This window comes from Actinocrispum sp. NPDC049592, from assembly GCF_040675465.1.
Lineage (GTDB): Bacteria > Actinomycetota > Actinomycetes > Mycobacteriales > Pseudonocardiaceae > Kibdelosporangium.
In genome coordinates, this window is the sequence record NZ_JBFAPA010000019.1 from 103,322 (window position 1) to 124,641 (window position 21,320).

Annotated in this window: 17 protein-coding genes; 10 read left to right on the forward strand and 7 right to left on the reverse strand. The window is 68.5% G+C overall.

Going from position 1 to position 21,320, the window contains the following annotated elements; all coding sequences use genetic code 11:
* Nucleotides 1-49: 49 nt before the first annotated feature.
* From AB0J95_RS38275 to AB0J95_RS38290, 4 genes are read left to right on the forward strand one after another with little or no spacing between them, the layout of a single operon-like run.
* Nucleotides 50-1,063 (forward strand): iron-containing redox enzyme family protein, encoded by a 1,014-nt coding sequence (locus tag AB0J95_RS38275; RefSeq protein ID WP_364769477.1) that lies wholly within the window; start codon nucleotides 50-52, stop codon nucleotides 1,061-1,063.
* A 43-nt stretch (nucleotides 1,064-1,106) separates the two neighbouring features.
* Nucleotides 1,107-1,316 (forward strand): CDGSH iron-sulfur domain-containing protein, encoded by a 210-nt coding sequence (locus tag AB0J95_RS38280; protein WP_364769478.1) that lies wholly within the window; start codon nucleotides 1,107-1,109, stop codon nucleotides 1,314-1,316.
* Between the two features lie 28 nt (nucleotides 1,317-1,344).
* A complete protein-coding gene (locus tag AB0J95_RS38285; RefSeq protein ID WP_364769480.1) occupies nucleotides 1,345-4,410 on the forward strand; it encodes a beta-ketoacyl synthase N-terminal-like domain-containing protein in 3,066 nt (1,021 codons plus the stop codon).
* A gap of 3 nt (nucleotides 4,411-4,413) precedes the next feature.
* On the forward strand, nucleotides 4,414-5,232 hold the full coding sequence (locus AB0J95_RS38290) for an alpha/beta fold hydrolase (RefSeq protein WP_364769482.1): 819 nt from the start codon (nucleotides 4,414-4,416) through the stop codon (nucleotides 5,230-5,232).
* Between the two features lie 302 nt (nucleotides 5,233-5,534).
* On the opposite strand, the gene AB0J95_RS38295 is transcribed toward AB0J95_RS38290, so the two are convergent.
* The 4 genes from AB0J95_RS38295 to AB0J95_RS38310 all read right to left on the reverse strand — a co-directional run bounded on the left by AB0J95_RS38295 (nucleotide 5,535) and on the right by AB0J95_RS38310 (nucleotide 11,189).
* The gene (locus AB0J95_RS38295) at nucleotides 5,535-6,326 is read right to left on the reverse strand and encodes an AfsR/SARP family transcriptional regulator (protein WP_364769484.1); all 792 of its coding nucleotides are present in this window, start codon (nucleotides 6,324-6,326) and stop codon (nucleotides 5,535-5,537) included.
* 100 nt (nucleotides 6,327-6,426) lie between these two features.
* The gene (locus tag AB0J95_RS38300) at nucleotides 6,427-7,974 is read right to left on the reverse strand and encodes a long-chain-fatty-acid--CoA ligase (protein WP_364769486.1); all 1,548 of its coding nucleotides are present in this window, start codon (nucleotides 7,972-7,974) and stop codon (nucleotides 6,427-6,429) included.
* Between the two features lie 98 nt (nucleotides 7,975-8,072).
* A complete protein-coding gene (locus tag AB0J95_RS38305; protein WP_364769488.1) occupies nucleotides 8,073-8,381 on the reverse strand; it encodes an acyl carrier protein in 309 nt (102 codons plus the stop codon).
* A gap of 951 nt (nucleotides 8,382-9,332) precedes the next feature.
* Nucleotides 9,333-11,189, reverse strand: a complete 1,857-nt coding sequence (locus AB0J95_RS38310; RefSeq protein WP_364769490.1) for a glycogen debranching N-terminal domain-containing protein — start codon at nucleotides 11,187-11,189, stop codon at nucleotides 9,333-9,335.
* Between the two features lie 134 nt (nucleotides 11,190-11,323).
* Here AB0J95_RS38310 and AB0J95_RS38315 point away from each other — a divergent pair, with 134 nt between their 5' ends.
* The 5 genes from AB0J95_RS38315 to AB0J95_RS38335 are packed head-to-tail and all read left to right on the forward strand — an operon-like array spanning nucleotide 11,324 to nucleotide 17,978.
* The gene (locus tag AB0J95_RS38315) at nucleotides 11,324-12,358 is read left to right on the forward strand and encodes a substrate-binding domain-containing protein (protein ID WP_364769492.1); all 1,035 of its coding nucleotides are present in this window, start codon (nucleotides 11,324-11,326) and stop codon (nucleotides 12,356-12,358) included.
* A 13-nt stretch (nucleotides 12,359-12,371) separates the two neighbouring features.
* Nucleotides 12,372-13,688 (forward strand): ABC transporter substrate-binding protein, encoded by a 1,317-nt coding sequence (locus tag AB0J95_RS38320; RefSeq protein WP_364769494.1) that lies wholly within the window; start codon nucleotides 12,372-12,374, stop codon nucleotides 13,686-13,688.
* Nucleotides 13,685-14,674 carry a sugar ABC transporter permease gene (locus tag AB0J95_RS38325; protein ID WP_364769496.1) on the forward strand — a complete coding sequence of 330 codons (990 nt, stop codon included), beginning with the start codon at nucleotides 13,685-13,687 and terminating at the stop codon, nucleotides 14,672-14,674. The genes AB0J95_RS38320 and AB0J95_RS38325 overlap by 4 nt, the downstream gene beginning before the upstream one ends.
* The gene (locus AB0J95_RS38330; protein WP_364769498.1) at nucleotides 14,671-15,492 is read left to right on the forward strand and encodes a carbohydrate ABC transporter permease; all 822 of its coding nucleotides are present in this window, start codon (nucleotides 14,671-14,673) and stop codon (nucleotides 15,490-15,492) included. The genes AB0J95_RS38325 and AB0J95_RS38330 overlap by 4 nt, the downstream gene beginning before the upstream one ends.
* A complete protein-coding gene (locus AB0J95_RS38335; RefSeq protein ID WP_364769500.1) occupies nucleotides 15,489-17,978 on the forward strand; it encodes a hypothetical protein in 2,490 nt (829 codons plus the stop codon). The genes AB0J95_RS38330 and AB0J95_RS38335 overlap by 4 nt, the downstream gene beginning before the upstream one ends.
* A gap of 34 nt (nucleotides 17,979-18,012) precedes the next feature.
* On the opposite strand, the gene AB0J95_RS38340 is transcribed toward AB0J95_RS38335, so the two are convergent.
* The 3 genes from AB0J95_RS38340 to AB0J95_RS38350 all read right to left on the reverse strand — a co-directional run bounded on the left by AB0J95_RS38340 (nucleotide 18,013) and on the right by AB0J95_RS38350 (nucleotide 20,835).
* Nucleotides 18,013-18,612 (reverse strand): hypothetical protein, encoded by a 600-nt coding sequence (locus AB0J95_RS38340; protein WP_364769502.1) that lies wholly within the window; start codon nucleotides 18,610-18,612, stop codon nucleotides 18,013-18,015.
* A 177-nt stretch (nucleotides 18,613-18,789) separates the two neighbouring features.
* Nucleotides 18,790-20,151, reverse strand: a complete 1,362-nt coding sequence (locus tag AB0J95_RS38345; protein WP_364769504.1) for an alpha/beta fold hydrolase — start codon at nucleotides 20,149-20,151, stop codon at nucleotides 18,790-18,792.
* 177 nt (nucleotides 20,152-20,328) lie between these two features.
* On the reverse strand, nucleotides 20,329-20,835 hold the full coding sequence (locus AB0J95_RS38350) for an SAM-dependent methyltransferase (protein ID WP_364769506.1): 507 nt from the start codon (nucleotides 20,833-20,835) through the stop codon (nucleotides 20,329-20,331).
* 87 nt (nucleotides 20,836-20,922) lie between these two features.
* Between AB0J95_RS38350 and AB0J95_RS38355 the strand changes: the two genes are divergently transcribed.
* On the forward strand, nucleotides 20,923-21,300 hold the full coding sequence (locus tag AB0J95_RS38355; protein WP_364769508.1) for a DUF4267 domain-containing protein: 378 nt from the start codon (nucleotides 20,923-20,925) through the stop codon (nucleotides 21,298-21,300).
* The last annotated feature ends 20 nt before the right edge of the window (nucleotides 21,301-21,320 follow it).

Genomic DNA, 21,320 nt, shown 5'->3' on the forward strand with positions numbered 1-21,320 from the left:
CGAGGACAGGTCCGCGTCATCGCGCCGGCCAACCAGATCGGAGAACGCCATGCGGCTCCCCGCTCCCCGAGGACCCATCAGCACCGAGTTGTTCGCCTGCCTGTCCGGCGAACCCGGACCGGTGCCGTCGCGGCTCACCGAGCTGCTCGACGCGCTGCCGGTGACCACTGCCGACGCCCGGTCCGATGAGGACGTCCAAATCAGCCTGTGGGTCTGCTACGGGCTCACCTACGAAGGCTTCGACGGCGTCGACGAGCGGTGGGAGTGGCAGCCGTCGCTGCTGGCCGTGCGCGGCGCGTTGGAGGCCGTGTTCGAGCGGGATCTGCTTGCCGAGGCGCAGGTTCCGGCGGACCTGACTCCGGAAAGGGTGCCCGCGTTCCTGATGGAGCGCTGCGGCGCCACCTCCCCGGCCGCGTTCCTGAAGTTCATGCAACAGGAAGCGACCATCGAGCAGTTCAAGGAACTGGTGATCACCCGGTCGATCGACGCCCTGCACGAGGGCGACGCCCACACGTGGGGCATCCCCCGGGTGAACGGCCGCGCCAAGGCCGCGTTGATCGAGATCCAGGCCGACGAGTACGGCGGCGGCATGCCGGGCCGCCTGCACGCCGAGCTGTACGCGATCCTGATGTCCGAACTGGACCTCGACCCGGAGTACGGGGCGTACATCGAGCAGATCCCGGCCGCCGCGATCGTCCTGCACAACCTCCGGTCGTTCTTCGGCCTGCACCGCCGCTGGCGCGGCGGGATCCTCGGCAACCTCGCGGCGACCGAGATCGGCTCGTCGCTGATCAACCGCCACTTCAGCGAGGGCCTGGCCCGGGTGGGCGGGTCGAAGAGGTCGCGCTGGTTCTACGACGAGCACATCCTCGCCGACGCCGTGCACGAGCAGCTGGCCGCCCACGACATGTGCGGCTCGTTCGTGGCCGACTACCCGGACGAGTGGGACCGCGTGGTCATCGGCGCACTGGCCACGCTCAGCGTCCGGGCCCTGTTCGCCAGGTCGGTCGTCGATCCGTGGGCGGCCGGGGGCACATCGCTGCGCGAGCTGGCCGCCGTCTGACAAAGCCGTCTGACAAAGCGGTCTGAGAGAACGGGAGCGACTCATGCGGGACGACCAGCCACCGGTCGAGATCACGGTCTACGAGAACGGACCGGTCATCGTGCGGGGCGCCTACAAGCTTCAGGACAACGAGCGCAAGGACATCGACCCCGGCCGGGAGACCATCGCGCTCTGCCGGTGCGGCCTGTCCGCCCTCAAGCCGTTCTGCGACGGCAACCACGCGCTGCGCGGCGCCGCCCGCAGCGCTCTTTAGGGCCCTACACCGGAGGAACGGCACCCTCATGACGATCGAGGCCGAACTCGACGCGGCACGCGCGACCATTCGCGAGTACTCGTCGCGGATAGCACAGTTGACCGCCGAGAAGCACGAGCCCATCGCGATCGTGGGAGTCGGCCTGCGGATGCCCGGCGGCAGCGCGACCCTGGACGACTTCGCCGGCTACCTCGCCTCGAGCCGCTCCGCCATCGCGCCCATCCCGCCGGACCGGTGGAACGCCGGCGAGTTCGCCGAGGGCGACGGCACCGGCACCGTGGCCTCGGCCAGCGGCGGGTTCCTGACCGGGATCGACCAGTTCGACACGTCGTTCTTCAACATCTCCCCCAAGGAGGCCCGCTGCATCGACCCACAGCAGCGGCTCGCCCTGGAAACCTCCTGGGAGGCACTGGAAAACGCGAACATCGATCCCGCCGGGCTGCGGCGCGGCAACGTCGGGGTCTACTTCGGCGCCAGCGGCACGGACTACGCCTGGGAGATCGGCGGGCTCGATGTCGGGGACATGGAGGGCTACCTGGCCGGTGGGCTGCTGAACGCGGCGGTGTCGGGGCGGGTTTCGTACTTCCTGGGCACGCGGGGTCCGTGCATGTCGGTGGACACCGCGTGTTCCTCGTCGCTGGTGGCGCTGCACCTGGCGGTGAACGCCTTGCGCGGCAAGGAGTGTGAGCTCGCGTTGTGCGGTGGCGTCAGCGTCATCCACCACCCCTACAGCAGCATGCTGCTCACCGACATGCAGGCGCTGGCGCCGGACGGACGGTGCAAGACCTTCGACGAGTCGGCCGACGGCTACGGGCGGGCCGAAGGCTGTGGCGTGGTGGTGCTCAAGCGGCTCAGCGACGCCGAGCGCGACGGCGACACCGTGCTCGCGCTGGTGCGCGGCACCGCGGTCCGGCAGGACGGCGAAAGCGCCGGGTTCACCGCCCCCAACGGCATCGCGCAGGAAGCGCTCATGCGCGCCGCGCTGGCCAACGCGAGGCTCGAACCGGGCGACATCCAGTACGTGGAGGCGCACGGGACGGGCACACCGCTGGGCGACCCGATCGAGATGGCGTCGATCGCCGAGGTGTTCGGGCCCTCGCACAGCAGGCGGGACCCGCTGCTGGTCGCCTCGCTCAAGACCAACATCGGGCACATGGAGGCCGCGGCCGGGATCGGCGGCGTCATCAAGACGGTGCTGCAACTGCGGCACGCCACCCTGTTCCCGCACATCAACCTGGACAAGCCGTCCAGCCGCATCGCCTGGGACACCTGGCCGGTCCGCGTTCCCACTGAGCCGGAGCCGTGGGCGGCCGACGTCCGCCGGGGGCTGGTGAACTCGTTCGGGTTCACCGGAACCATCGCCTCCGCTGTGCTGGAGGAGGCGCCGAAAGCAGTGCCATCAGTGCCACCGGAGCCTCAGGCAACCGAACCTGGCGGGCACGTGCTGACCGTCTCGGCCAAGTCGGTCCCGGCACTCGCCGCGCAGCTTCGCAGCTACCAACGGGCTTCGGCCGACGTCGCGGATCTGTGTTACACCACCAATGTCGGCCGGGCTCACTTCCGTCATCGGGTGTCCGCCGCGGTGTCCGGGCCGCAGGACCTCGCCGCCCGGCTCGAGGAGCTGCTGGGCACCGTGGAACGCGGCGAGCTGCCCGGATCCGGCCCGCGCAAAGTCGGATTCCTCTTCTCCGGCATGGGTGTGGCGCTGCGTCCCGGCATCGGCGCGGGGCTGTACCGGCGGCACCCGGCGTTCGCCGCGGAACTGGATGCCTGCGACGAGCTCCTGACGCCGCTCGTCGGGCGTCCGGTCAAGAGCATGGTGCTCGGCACCGGCGGACCGCAGGACGCCGAGGCGCTCAGCCAGGTCCGGTACGAACAACCGGTCCGGTTCGCCTTCGAGTACGCGCTGGCCCGGCTGTGGATGTCGTGGGGTGTCAAGCCGACCGTGGTCGCGGGGCACAGCATGGGCGAGATCGTGGCCGGCGCGGTGGCCGGGCTGTTCAGCCTCGCCGATGCCGCCACGCTGATCACCGCCAGAGCCAGGTTGATCGACTCGGTCCGCGCCCCTGGCCGCATGGTGTCCGTGGGGGCGGGCATGGAAGCGGTCGCCCCGCTGCTGGACGGCTACCCGGACGTCACCATCGCCGCGGTCAACGCGCCACAGCAATGCGTGATCTCCGGTGGCCGTGACTCCATTGCGGCGATCACCGCCGGCCTGACCGCCCAGGACATGGCTTTCACGGTTCTCCCGGTGTCGCAAGCGTTCCACTCCCCGTTGATGACCGAGGTGGCCGAGGACTTGCGGGCGGCCATCGACGGCATCCGGTTCACCGAGCCCGCGATCACGCTCGTCTCGACGGTGTCCGGCCAGATCGCCCGGAAGAGCGACTTCTCGATCGACTACTGGGTGCGCCACATCATCGAACCGGTGAACTTCGTCGCCGCGATGCGGGCGCTGGACAGGCGGGGCAAGCATCTGTTCATCGAGATCGGCCCGTCATCGACACTGACTCCGCTGGGCAAACGGTGTGTCCCGCAGGGAAAGCACGTCTGGCTCGCCAGCGTCCGGCCGTCCGACCAGGGCGGCGACGCCGTCCTCGACGCGCTCGCGAAGGCCTACGCGGCCGGTCAGCCGATCTCGTGGCCCGCCTTCCACCGCGGACAGCACCGGCGACGGGTCGAGCTCCCGACGTATGCGTTCGATCGTGGGTCGTACCGGTTGCCGGTGGGGACATCACGCGGCGGTCCGGCCGCCGGGGTGAGTCAGGCCGCCGAAGCGGTAACGGATCCGGTTGACGGCAACGGTGCCGTCGAGATGGCGGTACTGCCCACGCCGGAGGGCGAACGCCGGACGGCGATCACCACGCTGGTCCGCGAGAAGGTCGCCGCGGTCCTGGAGTTCGACGACCTCGCCGCTGTCGGGGCCGACACCGACTTCACCGACCTGGGGATGGACTCCCTGCTCGCGGTCAGGCTCCGCAAGGAGCTCTGCGCGTCGCTGTCGATCTCCTTCGCCACACCGGAGATCTTCAGCAACCCGACTCCGCTCGCGCTCGCCGAGTTCCTCGACGGGTGCTTAGAGAAGGTGGGATGAGCGATGAGCACGACCGAGCGCCCGGCAGGCACGCGGACGCCGGATGACCGGGGCGTCACGGCGGGCCGCTGGTTCACTCCCGCGCGGCTGCCGGACGAGGCCCGGATCCGCCTGCTCCTGATGCCGCACGCCGGGAGCGGGGCGGCCGCCTACCGCACCTGGAACCGCTTGCTACCGGCCGGGGTCAGTGCGCAGGCACTGACCCTGCCGGGGCGGCAGGGCCGGCGTGCCGAACCGCTGCCCACCGACTGGGAGACCCTCCTCGACGACCTGTACCACGCGGTGCTGTCCACAGTGGATGATGAGCGGCCGTACGCCATGTTCGGGCACTGCACCGGGGCCATGATGGCCTACCGGATCGCCGCCCGGCTCGAAGCCGGAGGCGAGCAGCCGCCGTTGCTGCTCGGTATGTCCAGCTGGGCGCCCAGGGGTTTCTTCACCGCGCCCGCGGGCCACGAGAAGCTGTCGATGGACGAGTTCGGCGACATGTTCAAGGACCTCGGCGCGTTCCCCGAGGAGCTGTGGACCGATCCGGACATGCTCGATCTCGTGTTGCCGCCGGTGATCGCGGACTTCCGGATCGCCGTGCAGTACAAGGACGACGATGCCGTGCTCGACTGCCCGCTGGTGAGTTACGCGGGTGACACGGATCCGCTGCTGGTCGAGCCGGACGCGATGAAGGTCTGGGCCGAACGCAGCCGCCAGTACCTGGGGCACCACGAGTATCCGGGCGCGCATTTCTATGTCAGTGAGCACGCCGCCGCGGTCATGTCGGACTTCACCCGGCGGCTGATCCGGCTCGCCGACGAAGAGGGTGCCTGACAATCCGGCGATTCTCGATGCGCTGCAGCAGGTTGCTCATCGGCGCGGGGATCCGGCAGCCGTGGCGGCGGTGGCTCTTGCGGCCCGTCCTGCTGAGAGGCGCTGGCGGTCCTCGCGAGGTGCGCCGGCGCGGAGATCTGTCATGCGGTGCCAGACTCCCGCTGGGAGTCAGGTCGCGGTAATTCCGGAAGTTCTTGCGCTGGCCCCCAGAGCAGGCTCCCAGGTACATCCGGGCCCGCCGCCGCGAGTCGATCTGTGCGAAACGACTCACTACCAGCGTCATCAAGCGTCTGCCGTACCGGTCACGTGCGCAGCACGGCGTGATCGGCACCGAGGCGAAGTGCCTCGTGGTGGTTCAGTATGGCGTTGAAGAGATTGCGCAAGGTCACCGTCGGTTCGACACCGAGCTCCTCATGGAGCCGGTCGCGCATCTGGGTGTAAGCGCTCAATGCGCGTGCCTGCTGCCCGGACCGGTACAGCGCGATCATCAGCTGCTCGCAGAAGCGCTCGTTCAGCGACGGCGCCTCGACCAGCTCCGACAACGACGGGATGATGTCCGTGTGCCGCCCGCTGCGCAGTTCCAGGTCGAACAGCGTCTCCAGGGCCACCACGCGGGCGGTTTCGTAGCGTTGCGCGACGATCCGGCACAGCGATCCCTGGATCACCAGGCCGAAAGCCTTGCCCCGCCACAGCGAAAGCGCATTGCGCAGCGCGTCCGCCGCCGATCTCGGATCGGAGGTGTTGAGGTAACGGGCATAGTCGAATTCGCGCATGAACACCTTGGCGTCGACGGCGTCATCACCTGTCTGCAGGCAGTAGCCGGAGTGCTCGACGATGAGCCGGGTGGACCGGTCGTCGACGACGGCGTCAATGCGCCTGCGTAACCTGCTGATGTGCGCCTGTAATGCGTTCTCCCAGTGGGGCGGAGGCTCGTCGCCCCACAGTTCCGAGACCAGTGAGTCGACCGCGACCGGTACCCCTTCCGCGGCCAGCAATGTGGCGAGCAGTGCTCGTTGAAGTGTTCCGGAGATGTTCAGCGGCCGGTTCGCCGATTGACATTCGAACGGCCCCAGTACAAAGAATTTGATCATCATAGGAGCTCCCGTCCCCGTGACTTGCTCTCTGTGTCACCCCAAAAACAAATAGCCAGGCCGGCCGCACCCCTGGTGTGGTGCGGCTGGCTCCAACACCCCTTCAGCGCGTTTCCGCCCGCAGCAAGCGGCGCAGCACCTTGCCGGTCGGGTTGCGCGGCAAGGCGTCCACGAACTCGAACCGGGTGGGGATCTTGAAGTCGGCGATCCTGCCGCGCAGGAACACCATGAGGTCGCGCACGGTCGCCCGCTGCTCTTCGTGCAACACCACCACGGCCTTGACCGCCTGGCCCCATCGCTGGTCCGGCACGCCGACCACGGCGGCGTCGGCTATCGCCGGATGTTCCGACAGGGCCTTCTCGACCTCCGCCGGATAGATGTTCTGACCGGCGACGATGATGGCGTCGTCCATCCGGTCGAGCAGGAAGAGGTAACCGTCCTCGTCCAGGTAGCCCGCGTCGGGCATGATCAGCCAGCCGTCCACGAGCGCTTTCCTGGTCGCCTCGGGCTGCTGCCAGTACTCGATGAAGGTGGCGGGGTTCTTCGCCCAGATCTGGCCGACCTGGCCGGCGGGGAGGACCTCGCCGTCGCGGCCCACGATCTTCACCTCGTTGCCCGGACAGGGCCGCCCGACCGAGTTCAGCCGGGGATTGCCCGGCCGGTGCTCGGCGGGAGCCAGGCAGGTGACCCCGGCACCCGACTCCGCCGCCGCGTACATCTGCGCGAGCTCGCAGTCCAGGTTCTCCATGCACTGCTGCAGCAGCGAAGGCGCGATCACCGAGCCGCCATAGGTCACCTTGCGCAGTGAGGTGAACGCCTCCCGCGTGGCGGCCCGCTCGGCCAGCAGCATCCGCAGCATCGCCGGTGCCGCGAACATGATCGTCACCTGGTGGTCGCGGATGCACCGCACGGCTTCCTCGGCGACGAACATCCGCATGACCACGTTCGTGCAGCCGACCCCGAACCCGTACATGAACCAGCCCATGCCGGCCGAGTGCAGGCCGGAGAAGCAGCTCATGGACCGGTCGGCCGGGCTGTAGTCGATCCAGTCGAGCCCGGCCTGGTTCATGTGCTCCACGAAGGTGAAGTACGCGCGGTGGGCCAGCACGACGCCCTTGGGCAGGCCGGTCGTCCCGCTGGTGTACATCTGCACGAACGCGTCGTCGCGACCGGTGCCGGGGTCGAGGTCCGCGTCGGAGTGACCGGCCCGCCAACGCAGAAAACCGTCGGCCAGCGAGTCGGCGGTGTCCATCTCGATCACTGTGGCCAGCGACGGCAGCGACGGCCGCAGCCGGTCCGCGACCGGCCGGAAGTCGCGCTCGATGAACAGCACCTCGGCATGCGAGTCCCGCAGGACGTGGTCCACCTCGCGGGAGGTCAGCCGCCAGTTGATCGGCACGAGCACGGTTCCGCTTTTGGCACAGCCGAGCGCGAGTTCGAAGTAGTACTCGGACTCGCGGCCGAGGTAGGCGATCCGCGCTCCGCGGCGCACTCCCTCGGCGAGCAGCGCGTGCGCGGTCTGGTTGCTGCGGCGGTGGAACTCCGCGTAGGTCACCTCACGGCCTTCGCAGATGACGGCCGGCTGATCGGGGCGCTGCCGGGCGTGTTCGGCGCACCGGGCGGTCAGCGTCTGCGAATTCGGGTCGTTCACGGCCGCACATCCCTTTCATCCATGCTTGGCAGGGTTTTCGCCAGTTCTGCGTCGCGCCGCGCGCTTCCCTGACCGGCGCGGCCTGTGCTGGCGTTCGCCTACAGCGGTAGCTCGCCGAATATGTCGGTGAGGACCTCGTCGGCCAGATACGCGATGAGGCTTTCCATGGTCGGGCTGTTGAACAGCACGTTCGTGCTCACGCTGCGACCGAGCTGCGTTTCGAGCCGTTCCTTGATCTCCGTGATTCCCAGCGAGGTGAAACCGAGCTCGAAATAACTGATGTCAAACGGAAGGTCCTCGTCGTCGGACATCATCAGGGTCGTCCTGAATTCCGCGACGACAAGATCTTCGAGTCCCGCACGCCGCTCAGCAGGCGGAAGCTCGCACAGCCGCTCGATCGCAATCATGTCCCGACCATTTCTCTCGCGCGCTCCGCCCGGCCCGCTAACGCCGAGGACTCGGGCCCCTGCGCATCATGCGCGGGCCCGGGTTCTCGACTGGGCGCCCTTTTTGTGGATCTGGCAATACCGCACCTCTATTCTTCCTCGAAACCTACCCCGGGTTGCTGACGTCGCACTGACACCGACTTGAGGTCCCGTGCCACCTATGCGGTCCACGAGCGCCACGGCTCGCGTTGAATATCGCCGTTTCGAGTAATCCAAAGCTCCGGTCACCGCCGCTCGCATTGTGATCTTCCCCCATCCGACCCAGTAACGCCGATCAGCCTGGTCGATAGCCGGATTGGTGACATGAGTGCCGTCCGCCTAATTTCTACGCCCCGAACCCGCCGAGGCGCACCGGTGACGGAAGGCCGATTGCCGGATCTGCGACCGCAGGTGCCGGAGGAATTACCTTCCGTAGACGCGATCCGCCGATCGCACGTAACACTGCGTCCCATTGTCGACCGACAACGCTGTCAGAGAATTCGCGGGGCCGCGCACACCCCGCCCGGCCGCCTGCCGAACGCACGTCCGATCACTGCGACACCGGGTCGATTCCGCTGGTCTATTCACCGCGCGGGCCCGGGTGGTCGCCGCCGCCCGTTATCGGAGGTAGAACGATATTTCGCCGAATCGCGAGGCCAGTCCCATTTCGTAGCGCATAGTGCCGGACAGATTCCGCATCGTCACCCACCCACGCGAGCGGGAAAACGCGTGGTTTCCACCCATGACTTCGCCAGGTCCACCTGGCAGCATCCGCGCCGCGAATCCGGGGCGGCCACGATCATCGTTCCCGGCCGGCCGATCGAGCGTCCAGGGCCGCTCCCCGTTCCGCCTCGTTATCCGTGACGACCATCTTATGATCAACCCGCCGCCACCGGCACCGTCACCCACCCGTGAGGGTGACCACAAACGGGCTCAGGCCGCGGTGGACGACAGGTAGAGCGCGCAGCGGACCGCAGCGGCGGCTGACCACGCCTGGGGCACGCAAGCGGCGGGGTAGGCCAGCGGCGTTTCGTCCAGGACCGCGTAGAGCTCAGGGATGTGGCCGCCGAAGTGGGTGGTGGCGCGGAGGATGCCGGTGGCGAGGTGCGTGGCGAGGGGGTGGTGGCCTTCGGCGGCGAGGCCGATCATCGCGATGGCGGTGTCGTGGGGCCAGATGGAGCCGCGGTGGTAGCTGAACGGGTTGTACATGGGGCTGGCCGCGCTCAAGGTGCGCAGGCCGAAGCCGGTGATCATATCCGCGCGGCCGAGCCTTTCGGCGACCAGCGCGGCCTCCGCGGGGTCGAGCAGGCCGGTGCCCAGCAGGTGGGCCATGTTGGAGGTCGCGCCCTCGACCGGTTTCTTGTCCGCGTCCAGCGCGATGGCCGGGTACCTGCCCGTGGAGTCCTCCACCCAGAACGCGTCCCGGAACCGACGCTTCAGCCGCGCCGCCCAGGCAGTCCACTGTGGAGCGTCCGGTTCGTCGAATGCCCGCGCCAGTTCGGCGCCGGCCAGTGCGGCGGCGTACGCGTATCCCTGCACTTCGCACAACGCGATCGGCGCCGCCGGGTGCCGCCCGTCGTGGTGCAGGAAGGCGTCGTGCGAGTCCTTCCAGCCCTGGTGGGTCAGCCCGCCACTGGACGACGGCAGGTACTCGATCAGGCCGTCGCCGTCCGGATCGGCGTCCGCGCCGGTCAGCCACCCCATCGCGGCCAGCAGGTTCGGCATCAGCGCGCGGACCCGTTCGTCGGGCATCCCGGCGCGCCAAGCCTCGTGCAACAGGCAGATCCACAACGGTGTTGCGTCGATCGTCCCGTAGTAGCGCGAACTCAGCCGCACCTGGCCGGTGTCGATCGCACCGGACCGCATCTCGTGCAGGATCTTGCCGGGCTGCTGCTCGGTTTCCGGGTCATGGCCGCTCCCCTGCCGACGAGCGAGCGTCCGCAACGTGCCCTCGGCGACCTCGGTCCCGAGCGGCAGCAACAGCCGGGCCGCCCAGATCGAGTCCCGCCCGAAAAGCGTGAGATACCAAGGACTTCCGGCGGCCAGGTAGGAATCCGCCGGCTCGGCCGGGTCGGCCAGCAGCAACGCCCGCAAGTCAGCGAGACCGGGCCCGGCGCCGGAGTTCGCGGGTAGCGTCCACTGCGGCTGCGTCCTGGCGGGAACCTGCTCGAACTCCGCCGCCGCGAACGACGATTCCGCGACCAGCTCCAGCCGCCACGACTCGCCACCGCCCAGCCGGATCTGCCACATTGCCTGGACCACCCCGTCGGGACCGATCTCCACCTCGCCCCGGGGTTCGGCACTCAGGGTCACCGAATCCTTGCCGCTCAACCAGGCAATGCGGCCGCCATCGACGACCGGCGGCACGAAGGAGGCGGCGCGGCCCGCTTTCACCGCGTCCACACCGGCGAAGTCCGTGGCGAGCCGCACCGTGCACGTCAACAACCGTTCGCCCTCACCATGATTGGTGACTTCAACGTCCTCCTGAAGCGACGACGGGAACAGCCGGCGGTCCCGCCGCACATGAACCGTGGAGTCCCGCCACTGCGCGCCGGATTCCCTTGCCACGGCGTGGAACGACGCCACGGACGGCTCATCGTGCCGATGACCGACGGTGACCACACCCGAGTCGCCGAGCGTCACTTGGACAACAGCGAGTGCGCGTTTGTCCCGGGCGAACCAGCCACAGAGACTGTCCCCGTGAATCTGCCCGTCCTGATCGGACAGCACCACCGACGGCGCCCGCAGGACGGTGACGAGGTTGTGCAGGGACAAGTTCGGTCCGGTCACAGTTCCTCCCAGTACCCCGTCGCGGCCTTGACACCGGCGAATGGCGTGAGTCACAGTTGCCGCGCATTTGACCGGTCAAATCGCGGAAAGTATGCCACCAGACACGGGTCGCGACCAAGGGTCCGGAGAGGGCGATGACAGAACGGGGACAGGCAGTGACGCTCCGGCAGGTCGCCGCGCACGCCGGCGTGTCCCGGCAGACCGTCTCGAACGTCATCAACGCCCCGCAGCGCGTCGACCCGGTCACCCTCGCCAAGGTCCGGTCCGCCATCGAGGCGCTCGGGTACCAGCCGAGCCGCACCGCGCGCAGCCTGGCCACCCGCCAGGCCGGTCTGATCGGCTACTGCCTGGCCGGGCTGCCCGGTCACAGCCTGTACATGGACCAGTTCCTGCACGCCCTCACCGAGGCGGTCGAGGAGACCGGGCGGCACATGCTGCTGTTCACCGCTCCCGACGGCGACCAGGGACTCACGACCTACGCCAACCTGATCGCCCAGCGGACCGTGGACGCCTTCATCTTGTCCGACACCGTCGACGAGGATCCGCGGCACGAGTGGCTGGCCGGGCGCGGGGTGCGGTTCGCGTCGTTCGGCCGGACCTGGCCGCGGCAGGGCGAGCAGCCCGGGCCCTGGGTGGACGTCGACGGGTTCGCCGCGTGCGCCGAGCTGGTCACCAGGCTGCACGCGGCCGGTCACCGCCGGATCGCCTTCGTGGGCTGGGGAAAGCGGGTGATGATGGGCGCGGGCGCGGACCGGCTGCGGGGCTGGGAGGCCGGATGCCGCCGCCTGGGCCTGTCCGGGCGGGCCGTGTACTCCGATTCCGACAGCATGGACGGCGCGGCACATGCCGCGGCGGCGTTGCTGGACGACCCCGAACCGCCGACGGCGATCGTGGCCGTGAGCGACCTGCTCGCGGTGGGGGTGCTGAGCGAGGTGCGGCGCCGGGGACTGCGTCCCGGCCACGACGTGTGGGTCACCGGGTTCGACGACTCGCTGCTGGCGACGTCGGTGGAGGGCGGCCTGACCACGGTCCGCCAGCCGACCGCCGAGATCGCCTCGACGTTGGTCCGCCTGATCGACAACGCCGGGCCGGCCGAAACCGGCGTCCTGCTCACCGGGCGGATCGTCGCCCGTGGCAGCGCTCCATTGGATCAGTTACAGCAAAGGTGATGGGAGACCACTGATGGCAGGGTCAAAGACGACCGCACTGCGCTTGGTCGCGTTAGCGAGCGTGAGCGTGCTGGCGGCGGCGTGCGGCAGCGGCGGTGGCAGCGGATCCGGGACGTCCGGCGGCGGGTCGAGCGCCGCCGCGCCCAAGCTGGACGGACGCGGTGACATCACCTTCGTCACCGGCAAGGACACCTCCAACAACATGCAGAAGCTGGTGGCGGACTGGAACTCCGCGCATCCCGGCGAGCAGGTGCGGATCGTCGAGCTGCCGGAGTCCGCGGACGCCCAGCGCCAGCAGATGGTGCAGAACGCGCAGGTGAAGTCCAACGCCTACTCGGTGCTCAACCTGGACGTGGTGTGGACGGCCGAGTTCGCCGCCAACCGGTGGGTGGTGGAGCTCCCGCGCGACCAGTTCGACCTGGACAAGTTCCTCAAGCCCGCGGTCGCGACCGCGGAGTACCGCGACAAGCTCTACGCCGTGCCGGTGTACTCCGACGGCGGCATGCTCTACTACCGCAAGGATCTGCTGGACAAGGCCGCCGTCGCGGTACCCAAGACCTGGGACGAGCTGCTCACCGCCTGCCAGAAGGTCAAGGCGCTGCCCGAGGCGGCCAACATCGGTTGCTACGCCGGGCAGTTCGAGAAGTACGAGGGCCTGACCGTCAACTTCGACGAGGCCGTGCACTCCGCGGGCGGGGCGACCGTCGACGACGCCGGAAAGCCCACTGTGGACACTCCGCAGGCGAAGGCCGGCCTGGACGTCCTGGTGCAGGGCTTCAAGACCGGGGTCATCCCGCAGAAGGCGATCACCTACAAGGAGGAGGAAGGCCGCCGCTCGTTCCAGGCCGGTGAGCTGATCTTCCAGCGGCAGTGGCCCTACCAGTGGGCGCTGGCCAACAAGACCGACGGCTCCTCCCAGGTGGCGGGCAAGTTCGACGTCGCGCCGCTGCCCGGGTTGAGCGGTCCCGGTGTGTCCAGCCTCGGCGGGCACAACTTCGCGATCTCCGCGTTCGCCGAGCACAAGGCCACCGCGCTGGACTTCATCAAGTACTTCACCACCGAGCAGGCCGAGCGGTCCAACCTGCTGGCCACCTCCCAGGCCCCGACCCGGGCCGACCTGTACGAGGACCAGGAACTGGTCAAGCAGTTCCCGTACCTGCCGACGCTGAAGGCGTCCATCCTGGCGGCCAAGCCGCGTCCGAAGGCCGTGCGGTACGGCGACGTCACCACCGCGATCCAGGAGGCCGCGTACGCCGCGCTCACCGGGGCCAAGGACAGCGGCGCCGTGCTGAAGGACCTGCAGGCCAAGCTCCAGGACCTGCTCAAGTGAGTACACCGCACCCGGTGCGGCGCGGCAGGGCGGTGAGCGACGCCGGACGGCTCGCCGCTCTGCTGCTGTCCCCCACCTTCGTCGTGCTCGGCCTGGTCGTCGGCTACCCGCTCGTCGCGGCGCTGCGGGAGTCGCTCTACCAGTCCGGCCAGACGGTCGACGCGGACGGCTTCGTGGTCCAGGGCGACCAGTTCGTTGGCCTGGACAACTACGCCGGCATCTTCAACGGACCCGCCGCCGCCCGGTTCTGGAACGCGTTCGGCAACACGACGTTCTTCACCGTCGTGACCGTGGCCGTCGAGGTCCTCATCGGTGTCGCCATGGCTCTGGTGATGCACCAAGCCTTGCGGTGGCGCGGAATCGTGCGGGCCAGCATCCTCGTGCCGTGGGCGATCCCCACCGCCGTGTCGGCGATCCTCTGGCGGTGGATCTTCCAGGCCGACGGTGTCGCGAACGCGATCATCGGCAACCAGGTGCTGTGGACCACCGAGGGCTGGCAGGCGAAGTTCGCGGTCATGATCGCGGACACCTGGAAGACCGCGCCCTTCATCGGGTTGCTCGTGCTGGCCGGCCTGCAGGTGATCCCGCGGGACGTCTACGAGGCCGCGCGGGTCGACGGCGCGAGCCCGGCCCGCCAGTTCTGGTCGATCACGTTGCCGTTGGTGCGGCCGGTGCTCGTGGTCGCGGTGCTGTTCCGGGTGCTGGACTCGTTGCGGATGTTCGACCTGCCGTTCGTGCTGATCGGCAACCGCAAGGAGTCCGTTGAGACACTGACGATGCTGGCGTGGGACGAGGCCAGCAACCTCAGATTCGGCCCAGCCGCGGCATATGCGACGGTGTTGTTCCTGTACGTGGCCGTCGTGGCGCTCGTGTTCGTCAAACTGCTGGGCGCCGATGTCATCGGCGAGGCAAGGGATCGGACCAAACAAGCGCGTGCGCCGCGCCAGCCCGCGCCACGGGTCACCCCGGAGGTGGTGCCGGCATGAACTGGCGCGTCACCCTTCGCTACACCGGCCTGGCGGTCATCCTCGTGTACTGCCTGGCACCGTTCTACTGGATGGCGGCCTCGGCCTTCCGGCGGCCGTCCGACCAGTTCTCGCTGTCGCCGTTCCCGAGTCCCTTGTCCATCACCAACTTCACCGCGGTGTTCGGCAACGACGTCGGCTTCGGCCGGGCGCTGGTCAACAGCATCGTCGTGGCGGGCATCGCCACCGTGCTCACCCTGATCATCGGGCTGTCGGCCGCGTATGCCTTGGCACGCCTGCACTTCCGGTTCAAGAACGCGGTCGCCGCGATCATCATCGCGACCTCCATGTTCCCCGGCATCTCGCTGGTCGTGCCGTTGCTGAAGCTGTTCACCGACATCAACTGGATCAACACCTACCAGTCGATGATCGTGCCGAGCATGTCGTTCGCCCTGCCCTTGGCGGTGTGGAACCTCAACGCGTTCTTCCGGCAGATGCCCGGTGAGCTCGAGGAGGCGGCGATGATCGACGGCTGCACGCGGTTGCAGGCGTTCCGCAAGATCATCATCCCGCTGGCCGCGCCCGGGGTGTTCACCACGGCGATCATCACGTTCATCACCGCGTGGAACGAGTTCATCATCGCGTTGTCGATGGTGAACGACAAGTCGATGCAGACCGCGACCGTGGCCATCTCGCGGTTCACCGGTGCCTACGGCTTCGACCAGCCGTTCGGCACCCAGATGGCGGCCGGTGTGATCGTCACCGTGCCGCTGGTCATCCTGGTGCTGGTGTTCCAGCGGCGCATCATCGCCGGGCTCACCGCGGGAGGTGTCAAGTGAAAGTCGTTGTCACAACGGCACTCGTGCTGGCGATGCTGCCGGTCTCGTCGGCCACCGCGTCGAACTCACCCGCTGAATTGTCCGAGACCACAAGGCTTTCCGACCGGCGCTCGCTGGTCTCCGGCGACCGCGCGTTCGCCATGGGCGACGAGACCGGGCTGTACCCGGCGACCGGCTGGCACATCCGGGGCGAGATGGGCGGGTTCTGGACTCCGCCGCTCAAGCTCCTGGACGGTGTCTGGTTCGCGGCCGACGGATCCTGGCTCGGCAAGGACATCCCGGCCACCAGGTACGTCCGAGGCCAGGGCTACCAACGGTTCGAGTACCGCGGCGGCGGGCTTTCCGCCGACCGCGTGGAGTTCGTGCCCGACGGCACCCGCGCCACCGTCATCGGGCTGACGTTCACGGCGGACCGGCGGCGGGACGTCCGGCTCTCGCTGGACGCGCATTCCGAGCTGATGCCGTCGTATCCGTGGGGCTGGACCACACCCAACGCCGGGGTGAACGGACCCGACTCCGGTGCCGTGCAGGACGGCGCGTTGGTGTTCACCGAGAACGCCCGCACGGCGATCGTGGGTTCGTCGGCCAAGCCTGTGGGTCAGGCGCTCGGGCCGGGTCATCGTGGGCCGCAGGATCCCGCGGTGGTGTGCCCGGCGGACGGCGATGCGCCGCCGCGGTGTGACGATTCGGCGTTCGGCAAGGGAACCGGCGGCCGGCTCGAGTACTCGCTCAAGCTGACCCCCGGCCGGGCCACGACGGTGTGGTTCGCCGTGGCCGGGTCGGACCAGGGCGTGGGTGAGGCTCGCGGCTCGTTCGACCGGGCGTTGCGTGATCCCGCTGGTCAGCTCTCACGGACGGCGGCCGCCCGGCGCGCGGCGGGGTCGGCGTCGGTGGTGGACCTGCCAGGCGACCGTCTGCTGCAGCAGAGCGTCGAGTGGAGCAAGCAGAACCTGCTCGACTCCGTGCAGGAGGCGCGCAACGTCCAGGTCCGTGACGTCAACGAGGGCAAGGACTATCCCGCGCCGGTCGGGACGCTGCCCCGGATGCGCTGGCTCGCGGCCGGATTCCCCGACTATCCCTGGCTTTTCGCCACCGACGGGGAGTACACCGCGTACGCGGCCGTTGCGGCCGGGCAGTTCGACATCGTGCGTGACCACCTCCGGGCCCTGCGCGATGTCAGCGACTTGCTGAACAACCGCAGCGGCAAGGTCGCGCACGAGGTGGTGTCCACAGGGGACGTTTACTTCGGCAGCAACACCGCGGCGGGCAACACCGACGAGACCGCGAAGTTCCCGAGCACGGTCGCGCTGGTGTGGCGGTGGACCGGGGACAACCGGTTCCGGGACGAGATGTACGACTTCACCGTGCGCAACCTCAGGTACATCACGTCCACTTTGGACAAGGACGGCGACGGCTGGCCCGAGGGCCTGGGCAACGTCGAACGCCAGGGCATGGGCGAGGAGAAGCTCGACAGCACGGTCTACCTGATCCGCGGCCTGCGCGACCTCGCCGACCTGGCCCGCAGCAAGAACGACACCGCCACCGCCCAATGGGCCTCGGGCAAGGCGGAGTCCCTGCTGCAGCGGTTCGAGGCGCAGTGGTGGGTACCGGCCGGAGTCGGGTACGCCGAGTCCATCGACGACCCGGCCAATCCCGCGAACGACAACACCCCTGTGTTCCAACGACATTGGACCGGCGTCACCCCGATGGAGGCGGGACCGGTCGCCTCACCGCAGCACGGCGCCCAAGCGCTGGCCCAGCGGGAGCGGGACTGTTTCAACGGCGAGTTCGGCACGTTCCACACCGGAACCGGCCCGACCAGCGCCCCGGCCGGCAATCCCGGTCCGTCGTGCGACCCACTTGTGTCCACTGTGGCCAGTGAGCGGGCCACCTATTCGCTCAACACCGCCGTGATGGCCGTGGCGGAGGGCAACTTCGGCCGCCTGACAGCTCAACACAGGTACACGACCGGCAATGCCCGCATCCAGCTGGACCCCGCGGTGTGGGAAACCCCCGGCGCGATGCCAGAGGTCGCCCCCTCCCCTGACTTCAAGGCCAACATCGACCGCCCGTTCTACGACCGCTCGATGGCCCTGCAGGCGTGGGGCACCTACGGGATCTTGTGGCCCGTCGTGCACCAGCAACTCGGCGTTGATCCCGACCTCGGCAACGGCACACTCACCGTCGTTCCCCAGGTCCCTGACGGCCAACACAGAATCAGCGGCCGGGACATCCACACCGGCGCCGGCACCCTCGACGTCACCGCTACCCACAACGGCAACACGTACGGCATCGACGTCCGCTCCACCTCCGTGCACGCAAGACTGGTCGTCGGCTCGGTGATCCCGCCCACAGCCACGGTCGCCCGCGTCCGCCTCAACGGAAAACCGGTTCCCTACACGGTTATCACCACAACCAGGGCCTTGGAGGTCAGGGTGAACGCTCAGAACTCGTCCGCCCACCTGGAGATCGAGGTACGCCCATAAACCCCGGTGGGCCCGGCCGCGTGGCCGGGCCCACTCAGGGTTGGGGCTCGTCGCCGCGGGAGCGGATCAGGTCCTCGGCGACGGCCCGCATCCACTCCTCCGGCGTGTACTTCGGCGAGCGGTAGCGCAGCGCAACCAGTTCCGGCGCCGGGAAACCGTGCCGCGCCAACTCGTCCAACACCCGTTCTGCGCAGCGGTTCACCTGGAACACGGTCATCACCACCGGCCCCTTGGCATACCGCGCCAGCTCCGCGTCCGTGAGGTAGCGGCCATACGGCGGTTCCGAACCCTTCAGCACCAGGTGAAGCCGGTAGGTCGCCGGCCTGACCTCCCGGCTGCTGTAGATCAACCCAGCTACATCCGCCCATTCGACCCGCCAGCGCCGCCACGGCCGGATGATCGTGATCGCGGTGTCGTCGAACCGAACCGCCACCCGGTACATCTGCACCGCATGCACCAGCGCCACGAAAGCCAACAGCGGCACCACCGCGATGGCACCAGTGGTCCACCCAACGGCACCCCACAGGACTATCGCGACCACCAACGCCACCGCATCCGCCAACATGGCCGCCACATGCTCAGCCGCCAGCGGATACAACCGCACCGTCACCGGGTTCGCCACGACCTCCGTCATACCCGACACCGCCGCTCTTGTCCCGCGAACCGCACCATCCATCCCGGCGAGCCTGAGATCAGCTCACCTCGTCCGTGATCACCACGATGCCGTACTGCGGTGTGCACACAGCATGTTCGTCTCGTCCGACAGCCTGCGGATCTCCGGCATGTACGGTGTGAGGCACCCGCCGAATGCCTACCCGAGCAGGTAGTCGACGATGACGTGCCGGGTCTCCGGGTCGTTGAGGTAGGCGGTGTGGCCGGGTTCGGTCCAGGTCAGCAGCTTCGATCCGTGGATTTGCGCGGCCACGAGTGGTCCCCACGAGTGCGGAGTCGCCGGGTCGAGAGTTCCGGCCACCACCAAGGTGCGCGGAACACCCCGTACACGGACGCTCCCCCATGGGTTGGCCGGTTTGATCGGCCAGCCGAGGCAGCCTGCCTGCACATCCCAGCCTTCGACGTACCCCTGGGTGGTAGGGGCGAGTTTGCGGATCTCGGTCACGCGGTCGGCGAACTCCGGGTACGTGACCTCGCCGGTGGGCATGTCGTGGCAGGCGATCACGCGGTACGCCGGGTCGGTCGGGGCCTCCGCCGCGAAGGCCGCCGCGTTGGTGGCCGCGTCGGCGATGTCCTTGGCCAGCGCCGGCCATTCGCTGCGGAACATCAACTTGGAGTAGGTGCCGAACCCGATCTGTTCCACGCTCGCGCCATCCGGGAACCCGGCCGCCGGAAGCGGGGCCCGGTCGAGCAATGCCCGGTATTCGGCCTGCACATCGCGGCCGTGCAACGCACAAGCCGGGTCGGACTGGCACCAGTCGGCGAACGCGCCGAAGACCTTTTCGGTGGCGGCAGCCTCATCGGCGGCGAACCGGCGAGATCCGATGGTGTGGTCCTCCGGCCCGTCCAGCACCGCTGCCCGCACCTGCAACGGGAACAGGTGCGCGTAGGTAGCCGCGAGCAACGTGCCGTAGGACAGGCCCAGCCAGCTCACCTGCTGCTCACCAAGTGCACTGCGGACCACGTCGAAGTCCTTGGCAGCGCTCACCGTGTCCACGTGGTCGATCAGCGGGCCCGTGGCGCGGCGGCAGCTTTCGGCCACCTCACGGTTGTACGCGGCCAAGTGGTCGAACTGCGCGCGTGTGCTGGGATAGCGCGTCCCAGCTGGGTCCACTGTGGACTTCTCGCAGCTGATCGCGGGCTTGCTGTCACCTACGCCACGTGGATCCACGCCGACGATGTCGAACCGGTCGCGCAGTTCCGCCGGGAAGACCTGATCGCCCTGGTCACGCACCTCCGGCCGGGCCGCGTTGCCCGGTCCGCCGGGGTTGAAGAACAGGACGCCGATCCGCCGGGCCGGATCCGCGGCCTTCAGCCTGCTCACCGCGACGGTGATCCGGTCCCCCGCGGGCCGTGACCAGTCCAGCGGAACCGCCAGCTCAGCACACTCGGCGCCGAGGCCGCCGCACGCCCGCCAGTTCAGCGCGGGGCCGGTGGCGTCGGCGGCCGGGGCGACAAGACCGCTGGTCATGGCCATGACAACGGCTGGTATCAACCACATGATCCACTCCATTGCTATGCGCACCGGGACAACATCCATCCACCGCAACCGGTGGCGGTTCAGCAATGTAGCCACTGGATCACTCGTGAATCGACCAGTCCTCACCTCAGTCCACAGTGGACGTCCGGTCCGCGCCCGCACCACAGTCCACACAAGACAGTGGAGACGGCCGTGTCCTCACGGCTGGAAGTACTCCGACATCATGTGGCTGACCCATTCGGGCTGCTTGACGTTCACCGGGAGGAACTCCACCATCGCCGGTTTCAGGTCGATGACCGGCGTGCCGGAGACCGCGTCGAGGCCCACCACCGTCAGTTCGCGGCCCTGGACCGATTCGACGGCGCAGCACGTCACCCCGATGCGGTTCGGCCGGCGAGGGCCGCGACCGGCGAAGATGCCGACCGGCGGCAGGTCGGAGCGGCCACGGTAGGGGCGGGGTTCGCCGAAGTCGTCGGATTCCGGGAACTGGTCGAAGATGAAGAGGACCTCCACGTGGGAGAAGCCCTCCAGCCCCTGGAGGCACGCCTCACCGAAGCGCTCGTCGACGGTGATCGTACTGCGGACCGCACCCCAGTTGTCCGTGTTCTGAACGTCCGTCCGGTCGTTGCGGACCGTACCTATCGGGGTGACCTCGAAGTTCGGCACCAGAAGCTCCCTCTCCTCGATCAGCGTGGTACCGATCATAGCACCGCTAGATTTTCTACCATCGACAGAGTATCGTTGCTACGGTTGCTAGCGCCGCTAGATTCCATCACCAAGGGGGACCGCACCATGCTCACCACCATCGCGACCGTGCTCGCCGGCATGATCGGCGCGGCCATCATCTTCATGGGCACGCTCGCCTTCTGGGCGCCGAAGGCCGCCGCAGGTTTCGGCATCCCCCACACCCCGACGGAGGACCCCACATTCCGGGCATGGCTGTCCGTCAAAGCCATGCGCGACATGGGGTTGGGCGTCCTCCTCTTCGTCGTGCTGATCGCGGCTACCCACCAGGTCCTGGGCTGGTTCATGCTGGCCGCCGCCTTCATCGCCGTCGGCGACGCGGCGATCGTGTTGCGCAGCAAGGGACCCAAGGCGACCGCTTACGGCGTCCACGCGGCCACCGCCGCGGTGATGCTGGCGATCGGCGCGCTCCTGCTCGTCGCGTGACCGCCCGGATCCCCTTGGTG

Excerpts from the sequence above, each read along its gene's own strand:
- AB0J95_RS38345 (WP_364769504.1), bottom strand. The coding sequence starts at position 20,151 with ATGTGGTTGATACCAGCCGTTGTCATGGCCATGACCAGCGGTCTTGTC.
- AB0J95_RS38285 (WP_364769480.1), top strand. The coding sequence starts at position 1,345 with ATGACGATCGAGGCCGAACTCGACGCGGCACGCGCGACCATTCGCGAG.
- AB0J95_RS38305 (WP_364769488.1), bottom strand. The coding sequence starts at position 8,381 with ATGATTGCGATCGAGCGGCTGTGCGAGCTTCCGCCTGCTGAGCGGCGT.
- AB0J95_RS38275 (WP_364769477.1), top strand. The coding sequence starts at position 50 with ATGCGGCTCCCCGCTCCCCGAGGACCCATCAGCACCGAGTTGTTCGCC.
- AB0J95_RS38355 (WP_364769508.1), top strand. The coding sequence starts at position 20,923 with ATGCTCACCACCATCGCGACCGTGCTCGCCGGCATGATCGGCGCGGCC.
- AB0J95_RS38315 (WP_364769492.1), top strand. The coding sequence starts at position 11,324 with ATGACAGAACGGGGACAGGCAGTGACGCTCCGGCAGGTCGCCGCGCAC.
- AB0J95_RS38280 (WP_364769478.1), top strand. The coding sequence starts at position 1,107 with ATGCGGGACGACCAGCCACCGGTCGAGATCACGGTCTACGAGAACGGA.
- AB0J95_RS38340 (WP_364769502.1), bottom strand. The coding sequence starts at position 18,612 with ATGACGGAGGTCGTGGCGAACCCGGTGACGGTGCGGTTGTATCCGCTG.
- AB0J95_RS38320 (WP_364769494.1), top strand. The coding sequence starts at position 12,372 with ATGGCAGGGTCAAAGACGACCGCACTGCGCTTGGTCGCGTTAGCGAGC.
- AB0J95_RS38295 (WP_364769484.1), bottom strand. The coding sequence starts at position 6,326 with ATGATGATCAAATTCTTTGTACTGGGGCCGTTCGAATGTCAATCGGCG.
- AB0J95_RS38290 (WP_364769482.1), top strand. The coding sequence starts at position 4,414 with ATGAGCACGACCGAGCGCCCGGCAGGCACGCGGACGCCGGATGACCGG.
- AB0J95_RS38350 (WP_364769506.1), bottom strand. The coding sequence starts at position 20,835 with ATGATCGGTACCACGCTGATCGAGGAGAGGGAGCTTCTGGTGCCGAAC.
- AB0J95_RS38330 (WP_364769498.1), top strand. The coding sequence starts at position 14,671 with ATGAACTGGCGCGTCACCCTTCGCTACACCGGCCTGGCGGTCATCCTC.